This window comes from Peptoniphilus sp. oral taxon 386 str. F0131 (assembly GCF_000090945.1).
In the GTDB taxonomy this organism is placed as follows: domain Bacteria; phylum Bacillota; class Clostridia; order Tissierellales; family Peptoniphilaceae; genus Anaerosphaera; species Anaerosphaera mikwangii.
This window is the reverse complement of record NZ_GL349422.1, coordinates 1410194-1423141: the sequence shown is the minus strand read 5'-3', so window position 1 is coordinate 1423141 and position 12948 is coordinate 1410194. Positions and strand designations below refer to the sequence as shown.

At 32.0% G+C, this 12948-nt stretch carries 13 protein-coding genes; all 13 read left to right on the top strand.

The window, feature by feature from the left end:
• Positions 1 to 1062 (top strand): PIN/TRAM domain-containing protein, encoded by a 1062-nt coding sequence (locus HMPREF0629_RS06795; RefSeq protein ID WP_009222593.1) that lies wholly within the window; start codon positions 1 to 3, stop codon positions 1060 to 1062.
• Positions 1063 to 1087: 25 nt separating this feature from the next.
• A protein-coding gene (gene prfB / locus HMPREF0629_RS06790) for a peptide chain release factor 2 (protein WP_218015365.1) occupies positions 1088 to 2198 on the top strand; the annotation gives its coding sequence in 2 pieces (ribosomal slippage) (positions 1088 to 1165 and positions 1167 to 2198; 1110 coding nt in all).
• 232 nt (positions 2199 to 2430) lie between these two features.
• Positions 2431 to 3606 (top strand): NADP-dependent malic enzyme, encoded by a 1176-nt coding sequence (locus HMPREF0629_RS06785; RefSeq protein WP_009222591.1) that lies wholly within the window; start codon positions 2431 to 2433, stop codon positions 3604 to 3606.
• Between the two features lie 115 nt (positions 3607 to 3721).
• Positions 3722 to 4507: an electron transfer flavoprotein subunit beta/FixA family protein gene (locus HMPREF0629_RS06780; RefSeq protein WP_039856756.1), complete on the top strand. Its 786-nt coding sequence runs from the start codon at positions 3722 to 3724 to the stop codon at positions 4505 to 4507.
• Between the two features lie 8 nt (positions 4508 to 4515).
• A complete protein-coding gene (locus HMPREF0629_RS06775; protein ID WP_039856752.1) occupies positions 4516 to 5511 on the top strand; it encodes an electron transfer flavoprotein subunit alpha/FixB family protein in 996 nt (331 codons plus the stop codon).
• A gap of 126 nt (positions 5512 to 5637) precedes the next feature.
• The gene (locus HMPREF0629_RS06770) at positions 5638 to 5961 is read left to right on the top strand and encodes a hypothetical protein (RefSeq protein ID WP_009222590.1); all 324 of its coding nucleotides are present in this window, start codon (positions 5638 to 5640) and stop codon (positions 5959 to 5961) included.
• Positions 5962 to 6052: 91 nt separating this feature from the next.
• Entirely contained in the window at positions 6053 to 6322 is a 270-nt protein-coding gene (locus HMPREF0629_RS06765; protein WP_009222589.1) for an ACT domain-containing protein, read from the top strand.
• An 8-nt stretch (positions 6323 to 6330) separates the two neighbouring features.
• A complete protein-coding gene (locus HMPREF0629_RS06760) occupies positions 6331 to 7686 on the top strand; it encodes a PFL family protein (RefSeq protein ID WP_009222588.1) in 1356 nt (451 codons plus the stop codon).
• 9 nt (positions 7687 to 7695) lie between these two features.
• Entirely contained in the window at positions 7696 to 8736 is a 1041-nt protein-coding gene (locus HMPREF0629_RS06755; RefSeq protein WP_009222587.1) for an inorganic phosphate transporter, read from the top strand.
• A gap of 1 nt (position 8737) precedes the next feature.
• A complete protein-coding gene (locus tag HMPREF0629_RS06750) occupies positions 8738 to 9358 on the top strand; it encodes a DUF47 domain-containing protein (protein ID WP_009222586.1) in 621 nt (206 codons plus the stop codon).
• A 306-nt stretch (positions 9359 to 9664) separates the two neighbouring features.
• Positions 9665 to 11494: a stalk domain-containing protein gene (locus HMPREF0629_RS06745; protein WP_009222585.1), complete on the top strand. Its 1830-nt coding sequence runs from the start codon at positions 9665 to 9667 to the stop codon at positions 11492 to 11494.
• Between the two features lie 103 nt (positions 11495 to 11597).
• Positions 11598 to 12299 carry an orotidine-5'-phosphate decarboxylase gene (gene pyrF / locus HMPREF0629_RS06740; protein ID WP_009222584.1) on the top strand — a complete coding sequence of 234 codons (702 nt, stop codon included), beginning with the start codon at positions 11598 to 11600 and terminating at the stop codon, positions 12297 to 12299.
• Positions 12300 to 12302: 3 nt separating this feature from the next.
• Positions 12303 to 12932, top strand: a complete 630-nt coding sequence (gene pyrE, locus HMPREF0629_RS06735) for an orotate phosphoribosyltransferase (RefSeq protein ID WP_009222583.1) — start codon at positions 12303 to 12305, stop codon at positions 12930 to 12932.
• The last annotated feature ends 16 nt before the right edge of the window (positions 12933 to 12948 follow it).

Here is a 12948-nt window from a genome sequence, read left to right as displayed (position 1 = left end):
TTGTTTACTATTATAGGAGCAGGTCTTGGAATAGTAATTGTAGCATTTATAAAAAACTTTGATTTTATGTATGGATTAGATAGCAAAATAACTTTAGCAATATCTATTCTAATAATTTTATTATTCGCACTTATATTTTTTATTTTTTCTCCAAAGGCCTTGAAATTAATTGAATCTTTACTTGATAAATGGGAGGATGAGCTTAAAGACAGATCTTTTTCTGAAATAGCAGTAGGGTCTGTTGGGCTTATTATTGGACTTGTAATAGCTTTTTTGTTAAGCCAGCCCGTATATAAGATTCCGGTTCCATATGTCGGATTTGCAATATCTATAATTTTATATGGTATGGTTGGATATTTAGGAGTTAAGATAGCTCTTAGAAATAGAAAAGATGTTGCATTAAAGGTAAAAGAAATAGCAGGTTCTGTGAAGGCTCCTTCAAAAGAAAAGGTGAAGGCTCAAAAATTTAAAGGTGTACCTAAAATATTAGACACGAGTGTAATAATTGACGGTAGAGTAAAGGATATTTGTAAGTCCGGATTTTTAGAAGGACCGTTAGTAGTGCCGGTATTTGTGTTAGAGGAGTTACAGCACATTGCTGATTCATCTGATGGATTAAAGAGAAATAGAGGAAGAAGAGGTCTTGACATAATAAAAGATATGCAAGATGATGATGCCTTGGAGATTATAATATTTCAAGGTAAATACGATGATATAAAAGAAGTAGATTCTAAACTTTTACAACTTACAAAAGATTTGAATGGAAAAATAGTTACAAACGATTATAACTTAAATAAAGTTGCGGCGGTTCAAGATATATCGGTTTTAAATATAAATGAACTTGCAAATTCTGTAAAACCCGTTTACCTTCCGGGAGAAGAAATGCAAATACAAATAGTAAAACTCGGTAAAGAACACGGTCAAGGTTTAGGATATCTTGACGATGGAACTATGATAGTTGTTGAAGCTGGTAAACCATATCTCGGTGAAACAATAGACGTTGTAGTTACAAGCGTGTTACAAACATCTGCAGGAAAGATGATTTTTGCAAAGCCTTGCTGAAAATTAAGCAAAAAGGAGAGATGATATGGAACAAAATATATATATTGACAAGGAGCGCTTAAATGAAGCGAAAGCCTTAGTGGAAAGTCTTGGTGAATCTCTTTGACCTCTCAGAAATGAGAAATAAGGTTAAAGAATTGAATGACAAGCAAATGGACGTCGGCTTTTGGGATAATGCGGAAAATGCGCAAAAGGTAATAAGAGAACAAAATCACTATCAATCTAAAATTGATAAATATGATAAACTTATAAAGAGCATAAATGAAGCTGAAGATTTAATAGATTTGATGGAGATGGAAGATGATTATTCATTTTATGGAGACTTAAAGCTTGATTTAGAAAATATAGAAAAACTTTCTAATGATTTTAAACTTGAAACACTTTTAAATGGGGAATATGACTCAAATAATTGTATTATTTCAATTCACGCGGGAGCAGGCGGAACGGAAGCTCAAGACTGGGCGAGTATGTTAAACAGAATGTATGTAAGATATGCTGAAAAAAGAGGATTTAGAGTTGAGACTTTAGATATGTTAAAGGAAGAAGAAGCGGGAATTAAATCAGTTACACTTTTAATTACCGGAGATAATGCCTATGGATACTTAAAAGGTGAAAAAGGAGTCCATAGATTGGTAAGAATTTCTCCTTTTGATGCAAATAAGAGAAGACATACATCATTTGCATCACTTGATGTATATCCACAGCTTGATGATGATAATGAAGTTGAGATTAAAGCTGAAGATTTAAAAATAGACACATACAGATCTTCGGGAGCCGGAGGACAACATGTAAATACAACAGATTCGGCAGTAAGGATAACACATATTCCTACAGGTATAGTAGTGCAGTGTCAAAATGAGAGATCTCAAATTCAAAATAGAGATAAGGCTATGAATATGTTAAAAGCAAAGCTTATAGCTTTAGCAGAAGAAGAAAAAAAAGAAAAGATAGAAGATTTACAAGGTAACTACTCACAAATTGCGTGGGGTTCACAAATTCGTTCATATGTATTTCAACCATATACATTAGTAAAAGATCATAGAACAAATACGGAAATAGGCGATGTAAATAAAGTTATGGATGGATACCTGGATGAATTTATAAACAGTTATTTACAATTAAATGCTTCAAAATAAGAAAATACTCTCTCGTAAAACGGGAGAGTATTTTTTATATGTGATAAAATTTAATTTTACACATAATTATAGTTATATAAGTATACTTTAATATTAAAAATAGTATATTGACTATAAGTGGCTATATTAGTAAATAGAGGAGTTTTTATTCAAAAATAAAGCTCTTTTTTCTTTGAATTTCAATTTACATTGTAATACAATTAAATCAAGATTATTTTAAGGAGCGATTATTATGGAAAATGTATATGAAGTTGCATTAAAAAAACATGAAGAATGGAAGGGAAAGATAGATACAAATATTAGATGTGAAGTTAGAGATGCAGAAGACTTATCTCTTGCATATACTCCCGGAGTTGCAGAGCCATGCAGAAAAATACATGAAGATGTAGAAAATGCTTACAAATATACTTGGAAAGGTAATATTGTTGCTGTTGTATCTGACGGTACTGCTGTACTTGGTCTTGGAGATATAGGACCTGAAGCGGCACTTCCTGTTATGGAAGGAAAGAGTGTGTTATTTAAAAAATTTGGAGGAGTAAATGCAGTACCAATTGTTTTAAATACGAAAGATCCTAAAGAGATTATTGCCACTGTAAAAGCTATTGCTCCGACATTTGGAGGAATTAATCTTGAAGATATTTCCGCACCGAGATGTGTTGAAATTGAAAGAACTCTTATTGAGGAACTTGATATTCCTGTATTCCACGATGATCAGCATGGTACAGCTATAGTTGTAACAGCAGGTCTTATAAATGCATTTAAGCTTTTAAATAAGAACCCTAAGGATAGTGTTGCTGTTGTAAGCGGAGCAGGCGCTGCAGGTTCTTCAATTATTAGAATGATGAAAAGTTTGGGAGTTGGAAATATATACGCTTTTGATTCAAAGGGTATTCTTTCAAGAAAAAATTTTGAAAAATACAATTTTGTAAAGAAAGAAATTCTTGAAATAACAAATAATGACGATGAAGATTTGACTATTGTAGAAGCTATGGCTAAATCCGATATATTTATCGGAGTATCAACTGCAGGAGTTATTGATGCAGATATGGTAAAATCTATGAAGAAAGACTCTATTGTACTTGCAATGGCAAATCCGGAACCTGAAATAAATTATTATGTTGCTAAAGAAGCAGGAGCAAGAATTGTGGGAACAGGAAGATCAGATTTTCCAAATCAAATAAACAATGTACTTGCATTTCCGGGTTTATTTAAAGGGGCATTGTCAGTAAGAGCTTCTAAAATTACTGAAGAAATGAAAATGGCAGCTGCTGTGGGTATAGCATCAATGGTTTCTGATAAAGAATTGTCTGAAGAACATATAATTCCTTCAATATTTGAAGAAGGAGTTTCGGATGCTGTTGCTGAAGCAGTGTCTAAATGTGCAATAGAGCAAGGACTTACAAAATAAATATAATTAAAACAATCCTCGTAGTTTTTTACGGGGATTGTTTTAATTTATTGCTATGGCAATTTACTATGAGTGTAGGGTATAATCATAGTATAAGAACTTTATGGAGGAGAGTATGAAATATTTAGTTTGTATTAAACAAGTTCCTAAAATCAATAAGGTTAGTATAGACCCCATTACTAAAAATTTAATTAGAGATGGAATTAAGACTATAATTAATCCTGCAGATGTAAACGCACTGACTTTAGCATTAAAATTAAAAAGTCAAACAGGGGGAAGTATTGCAGTGCTTACTATGGGACCGCCACAGGCTATAGATTCTGTTAAAGAATGTATTGCTATGGGAGCTGATGAAGGGTACATTTTAAGCGGGCATGAGTTTTCAGGGGCAGATACTTTAGCTACATCTTATTCTCTTTATAAGGCAATAGAATATATAGGAAATTTTGATGTAGTATTGACAGGAGATAGAACTTTAGACGGAGATACTGCGCAGGTTGGCTCTGAGATTGCAGAATTTTTAAATTTTAATCAAGCTACCTTTATCAAGGATGCAAATTTTAAGGATGGATATTTTCAAGTTGTAAGAAAACTTTCCGATAAACTTGAAAAACAAAATTTAAGAGGTAAAGTACTATTTACTGTTATCAAGGATGCCAATGAGCCTGTAAATATCCGCAAAAAAGACATGGAAATGGTAGATGAATCTAAAATAAAGATTATAGGTTCAAAAGATATAGGTGCGGATTTAGAAAAAATCGGAACTAAAGGTTCGCCGACAATGGTATTAGAAACATTTTCTCCAAAAGAACACGAAAAGGGATTTTTTCTTGAAGGAACAAATGAAAAAATGGTAGATAAGTTGATTGAAATTTTAAAAAATGAAGGATTCGCAGGGTAGGTGCTTGTATGAAATATGAAAATATACTAATTGTGATTGAAGCTGAAGATAAAAAACTTTCAAAACTTTCAATTGAAATGCTTTCAAAGGGAAGAAACCTTGCGGATGAACTTGATCAAAAGCTTTTTGCGTTAATAATTGGAAATAAAAACGAAAATATTTTGAATGATACAATTATGTATGGAGCCGACAAGGTCATAAATGTAGATAATAAATTTCTTGAAAACTATACTACAATGGCATATACAAAAGTTTTAAATAACATAATAGATGAATTTAATCCTCTTATAATTTTAATTCCTGCAACTGAAAATGGAAAAGACCTTGGAGGCAGAATTTGTGCAAGGAGAAATATAGGACTTGTTGCAGATTGTGTAGATATAGTACTGACAGATGAAAAAGATAACTTTAAGTGCATAAGACCGACTTTTGACGGAAGTCTTTTATCAGATATAAGAATTTCAAGTTATCCTAAAATTGTAACTGTCAGTAAATCTAATTTTAAAGCATCAAGGAAAGACATAAACAGACAGGGTGAAATAGTAAATTTTGATAGTGAAATAACAAAAAGTGATATTTTAACAGAGATAGTTGGAGTTATTAAAACCAATAAAAAAGTATCTATTGAAGATGCAAATATTATAGTTGCAGGTGGTCTTGGACTTGAGCAGCCTAAGAATTGGCATCTTGTAAGAGAGCTTGCTGATGTACTTGGTGGAGCAGTGAGCGGAAGTAAGCCTATATCAGATCAGTTGTGGATACCTGCTGATGCCTTTGTCGGAGTAACAGGTTTAAAAGTTAAACCGAAATTGTATATTGCAATAGGAATTTCCGGGTCTGTTCAGCATCTTCAAGGGATGAGAGAATCAGGTATCATAGTTGCAATAAATAAGGATCCGGATGCACCGATATTTAAAGTGGCACATTATGGAATGGTCGGAGATTTATTTGAAGTTGTTCCTATGCTTATTGAAAAGCTTAAAGAGTTAAAAATTAATGGATAGTTATCACAGAATAAATTACTATAATTTATTAATAATTTTAATACAATAGTTCAGTTAATGCTAAATTTATGATAGAATATATAATGTAATTTATTAATATGAAAATGTGAAAAGGGAGGATATTTTATGAAAGTATTATTTCATGTAGTTGAATTGGATAAGTGGGAAGCAACTTTGTCTAATGCAAGAGATATATTGCAGAATGATGATGATGCCGTTATTGAAGTTATTGTAATGAGTAAGGCAGCAAGCTTATTTGGTGGCTATTCAGGATATAATTTTGAAGGTTTGTTCGGAAATCCGAGAATTAGGTTTACTATTGGAGAAACTGCTCTTCAAGAAAATAATCTTGACAAAAATATGCTTCCAAATGGTATTTTTATAGAAAAATCTGCGATAACAAAAATGGCAAGACTTCAAAATGAAGGATATGCCTATATAAGACTATAATTATTATGGGCAATATTACGTTGTTGATTTATCAGCATGGTTAATATTGCCCAATGGTGTTATTAAAATTAATTAAAAGGGAAGAGGAATTATGAAAGCAGTAATTACATTCATAGGAAACGATAAGATGGGAATAGTTTACAAGGCTACTGAGCTTGTGGTTAAATATCATTTAAATATAGTTGATATAAATCAAACTATAATGGATGAATATTTTACAATGCTTATGATTGTAGATATTTCTGAAAAAAATGTCAGCTTTGATGAAATAGTCGATGGATTTACAAATCTTGGAAAAGAGTTGGGAATGTATATAAAAGTACAGCACGAAGACATTTTCAAATCAATGCACCAACTGTGAGGTAAAAAATGGACAATAGAAAGATACTTGAAACAATTAGAATGTTGGAACAAGAGAATTTAGACATTAGAACAGTTACAATGGGAATATCTCTTTTAGATTGTATTGATTCAAATGCTGAAAATGCAAATAGAAAGATATATGATAAAATGATGAGGTGTAGTGAAAAATTAGTAGATACTACATCTGAAGTTTCAAAACTATATGGAATACCGATTATAAATAATCGTATTTCAGTAACACCTATATCATTAATAGCAGGTGCAACTGATTTGAAGAACTATGTATCTTTTGCAAAAACTCTTGATAAGGTTGCAAAAAATGTTGGCGTAGATTTTGTCGGAGGATTTTCTGCGCTTGTGCATAAGGGCTTTAATAAAGGTGATAGAATTTTAATAAACTCAATAGCAGATGCTCTTTCGCAAACAGATTTTGTATGTTCAAGTGTAAATGTGGGTTCTACAAAAGCCGGAATAAATATGGATGCTGTTAAAATAATGGGAGATGTAGTTTTAGATCTTGCATATAAGACAAGGGAAAATGATTCAATTGGATGTGCTAAACTTGTAGTTTTTGCAAATGCGGTTGAGGATAATCCGTTTATGGCGGGAGCTTTTCATGGAGTCGGAGAGTCCGATACTATAATAAATGTCGGAGTATCAGGTCCAGGAGTCGTTAAATGTGCTCTTGAAAAGGTAAGAGGAGAATCATTTGATGTAGTTGCTGAAACAATTAAGAAGACAGCTTTTAAGATTACCAGAATGGGTGAATTGGTTGGTCATGAAGTATCCAAGAGATTGAATACAGGTTTCGGCATTATAGATTTATCTCTTGCACCCACTCCTGCAGTTGGGGATAGTGTTGCTAGAATAATTGAAGAAATAGGAGTGGGAAAAGTTGGAGGACATGGAACAACCGCCGCTCTTGCAATGTTAAATGATGCAGTTAAAAAAGGAGGAATTATGGCAAGTTCACATGTTGGGGGACTGTCAGGAGCTTTTATACCTGTATCGGAAGATGAAGGAATGATAGCAGCTGCAAATACAGGTACAATAACATTTGACAAACTTGAAGCTATGACTTCAGTGTGTTCTGTCGGATTAGATATGATAGCAATACCCGGAGATACTCCTGCTTCTACAATATCTGCAATAATAGCCGACGAGGCTGCAATAGGAGTTATAAATAATAAGACAACAGCTATAAGGGTGATACCTGTATATGGAAAAAGTGTTGGAGAAGAGGCAAAGTTTGGAGGTCTTTTGGGATATGCTCCTATTATGGATATAGGAAGTACAACTTCTGAAGTTTTTTCAAATAGAGGGGGAACAATACCTGCTCCTATTCACAGCTTTAAAAATTAAGGAGATATAATGGGATTTTTGTCACTGATACAGGAAATGTCAAAGAGTACAAGTGCAATAATTTTAATACTTCTATTGATTGGTATAGTAGTTATAAGCGGATGGACTGATGCTCCAAATGCAATAGCCACATGTGTATCTACAAGAGTAATCTATATTAACTATGCAATTTGTATGTCAGTAGTATTTAATTTTATTGGAATATTATTGTACGAAAAATTTGGCGGAAAAGTTGTGCTTACGGTTTATGAAATGTTTGATTTTTCCAGTTCAAAATTTTCAGCAGGTGCGCTGATTGCAGCTTTTGTAACCATAATAATATGGGGACTTGTAGCTTATATTAAAGATATACCTACAAGCTCAACTTATGCATTAATCGGAGCATTGACCGGTTCATCACTTGCGATTCACGCAGGTGTCGGCGGGATTAACATATACAGCTTTATTAAGGTTATCGCAGGTATTGTCTTATCTACTACTATGCCTGTTATCTTTGGATATATAATTGTAACTTTAATAAAGAAAATTTGTAGAAATAAAGATAGAAATAAAGTAAAAAAAATGTTTGATAGAGGACAGATTTTAAGCGGAGCGTTAAATGCACTTATGCATGGAGCGCAGGATGGGCAAAAGTTTATAGCATTGTTTTTACTTGTAATATATTTATTTAAAATAAGTCCGACCATTAATAGCGGGCTTGTAGGTATAGCATTGTTAATAGCCATATTGGTTGGTTTAGGAACAAGTCTTGGAGGAGTAAGGGCAATACGAAATACCGGAGTAAACGTAGTAAATCTTGAAAGTTATGAGGGAATATCATCGGATTTTGCATCTTCTTTAACATTATTTATATTAACTGTAATGGGAATACCTGTAAGTACAAATTATGCTTTTTCATCAGCATTAGTTGGAGTCGGAGTTTCAAAGAGAGTTAGTAATGTGAATTGGTCTTATGCTAAGTATATATTTTTAATAAGACTTTTAGCTTTTCCTATTTGCATTTTATGCGCATATATTTTTACAAAAATTATTATGATAATAGGAGGATAATATGAATATAGAAAGCTTTGATTACTTTAGAATATTTACTGAAATGGTAGAAGGGTCAATGGCAGCGGCAAGATTATTAGATGAAATAATAAAAGAATATGATCCTCTCACACTTGAAGTTAGAATAAAGCAAATGCATGATATAGAACATTCAAATGATTTGATAGTACATGAGGCTATTACTCATCTTATAAGGGATTTTTTACCGCCTCTTGAACGTGATGATATATCGTCTCTTTTAGAAGAACTTGATAATCCGACAGATTCAATAGAAGATGTTTTGTTTAGTTTGTATATGTACAATGTAAAAGAGATTAGAGCTGAGGCACTTGAGTTTTCATCTCTTATAATTGAGGCCACAGATGCATTGTATGACGCTTTTATAGAATTTAAAAAATTTAGAGGAGAAAATTCTACAAAGGAAAAGATAATAACAGTAAATGATATTGAATCCAATGGAGATAAACTTTATATTAAAACAATGAGAAATTTGTACACTAATTGTAATAATGATAAAGAAATAATAATTTGGACTAAAATATTTGATAAACTTGAAAGATGCCTTGATGATTTAGAAAGAGTTGCAAATTCGGTTGAATCAATAATGATAAGTAGTAAATAGAAAATAAAGATAGGTTTGAACCTATCTTTTTAATTGTTTGCATAAATATGCTAACTTGCATTTTAACTTTAAAGTTTTGATTATTTATTTTATGGGTATATCAATTAACAATGATTTTATATTATATATGAGTTGCAATCAGCAGTATATTTAAAGAAATTTTTAAAAAAATTTAATAGTTTAACTCGTAAAATATTAAAGAATTATTACAATTATGAAAAAAAGTATACGAATATAGAATTTTTTAATCTTTTTGGGTATAATATCATAGTGTAGATTTTGTAAAATAAAAAAGGAGAGATAGTAATGAAAAGTAACAAAAAATTAGGTACAATTTTATTAGCAGGCGCTATGGTTTTGAGCGCAGTACCGACAGTGACATTTGCTACTGAATCTAATGCAGCATTATATACATCTTCATATGGCTGGCCATATAATAATCATACTGTAAAATATTATCTTAATGGATATGAATGTAATGATTCCGATGTAACAGTTAGAGATTCAGCAGGAAATTATGTTTATAATATTCATAATCTTAAAAATGGAGAGTATACTGCAACTTTAAGAAGAAACGGATATTCAGATGTAACATACAGATTTACTTTAACAAATAGCGACAGCAATGTTAATATTGAATTTGGTAGAGGTAATTCTTATAATTCTTATGGAATTGCAATTAGAAATGTTTCAACATCAGTTAGAAATAGAATAACAGGTTATACTGAGTCTTATGCATCAATAGCATTGTATGACGGATATTCAAAATTAAAAGAAGTAACTGCTGATGGAAATGGATATTTTACAATGGATTATAATTTAGATAGTTATGGAAATGGATATAATAACGGATACAATAATGGATATTACAATGGATATAGAAGATTAAGTCCGTCAGTAGGATACAATTCTGTAACAGGAAGTGACGCACCGAGAAATGCCTTAATTAATGTATATGACAGTTATAACAATCGTATAGGATCCGGATATTCAGACAGCTATGGTAACTATAATATCAGTTTCAGCAGTTCTTACCAAGGATCTTTAAGCGGAATATATGCAACAGTTGCAGATTATAACGGATACAATAACGGATATTACAATGGATATAGAAGATTAAATCCGTCAGTAGGATACAATTCTGTAACAGGAAGTGACGCACCGAGAAATGCCTTAATTAATGTATATGACAGCTATAACAATCGTATAGGCTCCGGATATTCAGACAGCTATGGTAACTATAATATCAGTTTCAGCAGTTCTTACCAAGGATCTTTAAGCGGAATATATGCAACAGTTGCAGATTATAACGGATATAATAATGGATATTACAATGGATACGGAAATTACAAAAACCTATATTTAGTTGCGACAAAGGGTGGATATACTTCAGATAAGTATTATCTAAGCGGAGTTAATAATAATACTTCTTATGAAACAGCTAAGGAAGCAAAGGTAACTAATGCAAATCCGAATACATCATTTATTAACGGATATAATGTAAATGCAGGAGCTTCAGTTTCTGTTAAGGATAGTTCAGGAACAACACTTGGAACTGCAACTGCAGATGCAAACGGATATTTTGTAATTTATACAAATAGAGCATTGAAATCCGAAGAAACTTTAACATTTACAACTCATGTAAGTAATTCAAGTAAAGATGCAATTTCAACTTATAAAGTAGGTTCGGATACAACAAAGACAACGACTACATCAACTAAATTCAAAAGTGAATTTACTATTGGAAGCAGCAAAATAGAAAAAACAGTAGATGGAGTATCAACTCTAAAATATATGGATGTTGTGCCATACATTAAAGACGGCAGAACAATGATGCCGGTTCGTTATGTAGCAGAAGCTCTTGGATATACAGTAACTTATAACAAAACTACAAGAATGGCATCTTTTACAAATGGAAGTAATGTAGTTCTAATCAATATTGACTCTGATGAATTCTATGTAAATGGAGAAAAACATACTTTTACAGTAAAACCTGAAATAAAAGATGGAAGAACAATGCTTCCTATTTCTGAAGTAGGAAAGGCTCTTGGCTTGACTCACGGAAATAAAGGGGAAGGAAAAAATATTGAGTGGGATGCTGAAAATAAAACAGTAACAATTCAAAAAGATAAATAAAAAAATACCACAGAGAAGTCTGTGGTTATTTTTTGCATAAAAATATAAAAGTATGTCAAAATTAGTTTCAAATATGGTAAAATCAATATAAAGGAGGCAGAATATGAATAGAGATGTAATAATAGCATTGGATTTTGAATCTAAAGCAAAAGCACTTGATTTTCTTGATATGTTTGAAGATAAACTTTATGTAAAAGTTGGGATGGAACTTTTTTATAAAGAAGGACCTTCAATTATAGAAGAAATAAAAAAAAGAGGACATAAGATTTTCTTGGATTTAAAGCTTCACGATATTCCAAATACAGTTGCCAAGGCGACAATTTCAATTATGAGTTTAAATACAGATATGATAAATTATCATATTGCAGGTGGAAGAGAAATGCTTAAAGGTGCGGTTGATGAAGCAAAAAAAATAAATAAAGATGTAGTTACACTTGGAATTACTATGCTTACATCAACTTCAGATGAAATGATGCACGATGAAATTTTAATTGATAATAAATATTCTGTAAAAGACACTGTAATTAAGTATGCCATGATTGGAAAAGAAAGCGGGCTTATAGGTGTAGTATGCTCTGCTCTTGAAGTTCCCAAAATAAAAGAAATATTGGGAGATGAATTTATTTGTGTAACTCCGGGAATAAGATTAAAAACAAACAGCAGTGACGATCAAAAAAGAGTTGTAACACCTGAAGATGCAAGAGAGCTCGGCAGCGATTACATAGTGGTAGGTCGTCCTATAACTAAAGCTGAAAATCCTGTTTCAGCATACAAGGAAATTAGAAAAATGTTTTTAGGAGAATAGTTTATGAAAGAAGTAGCAAAGATTTTACTTGATATTAAAGCTGTGACTTTGTCACCGAGAGCACCATATACTTGGGCATCGGGAATAAAATCCCCGATATACTGTGATAACAGACTTACTCTTTCCTATCCGAAGGAGAGAAAAGTTGTTGAAGAAGGTCTTAAAAAATTAGTTGAAGAAAAATTTCCGCAGGCTGAATACATTATGGGAACTGCAACAGCCGGAATACCTCATGCCGCAATAATAGCATCTGAATTAAATCTTCCTATGGGATTTGTCCGTTCATCAAATAAAGATCACGGAAAACAGAATAAAATAGAGGGAAAGATTATTGAGGGAGCAAAAACTGTAGTAGTTGAAGATTTATTTTCAACAGGAGGCTCTTCAATTGAGGCGGCTCTTGCTTTAAGAAGTGCAGGTTTTGATGTTTTGGGAATAGTTTCAATATTCACATATAATTTACACGACGCGGAGGAAAATTTTAAGAAAAATAATATAGTCCACTACTCATTGACAAATTTTGAAGAACTTTCAGATGTAGCTAATGAAATCAATTATATTGATGATGAAGAATTGAAAATGTTAGAGGCATGGAGAAAAAAACCGAAAGATGAAAGTTGGATAAATAAATAAAAAATAAAAGCTCCCT

Coding starts and splice junctions, on each gene's coding strand:
- HMPREF0629_RS06785 (WP_009222591.1), top strand. CDS start 2,431: ATGGAAAATGTATATGAAGTTGCATTAAAAAAACATGAAGAATGGAAG.
- HMPREF0629_RS06780 (WP_039856756.1), top strand. CDS start 3,722: ATGAAATATTTAGTTTGTATTAAACAAGTTCCTAAAATCAATAAGGTT.
- HMPREF0629_RS06775 (WP_039856752.1), top strand. CDS start 4,516: ATGAAATATGAAAATATACTAATTGTGATTGAAGCTGAAGATAAAAAA.
- HMPREF0629_RS06770 (WP_009222590.1), top strand. CDS start 5,638: ATGAAAGTATTATTTCATGTAGTTGAATTGGATAAGTGGGAAGCAACT.
- HMPREF0629_RS06765 (WP_009222589.1), top strand. CDS start 6,053: ATGAAAGCAGTAATTACATTCATAGGAAACGATAAGATGGGAATAGTT.
- HMPREF0629_RS06760 (WP_009222588.1), top strand. CDS start 6,331: ATGGACAATAGAAAGATACTTGAAACAATTAGAATGTTGGAACAAGAG.
- HMPREF0629_RS06755 (WP_009222587.1), top strand. CDS start 7,696: ATGGGATTTTTGTCACTGATACAGGAAATGTCAAAGAGTACAAGTGCA.
- HMPREF0629_RS06750 (WP_009222586.1), top strand. CDS start 8,738: ATGAATATAGAAAGCTTTGATTACTTTAGAATATTTACTGAAATGGTA.
- HMPREF0629_RS06745 (WP_009222585.1), top strand. CDS start 9,665: ATGAAAAGTAACAAAAAATTAGGTACAATTTTATTAGCAGGCGCTATG.
- pyrF (WP_009222584.1), top strand. CDS start 11,598: ATGAATAGAGATGTAATAATAGCATTGGATTTTGAATCTAAAGCAAAA.
- pyrE (WP_009222583.1), top strand. CDS start 12,303: ATGAAAGAAGTAGCAAAGATTTTACTTGATATTAAAGCTGTGACTTTG.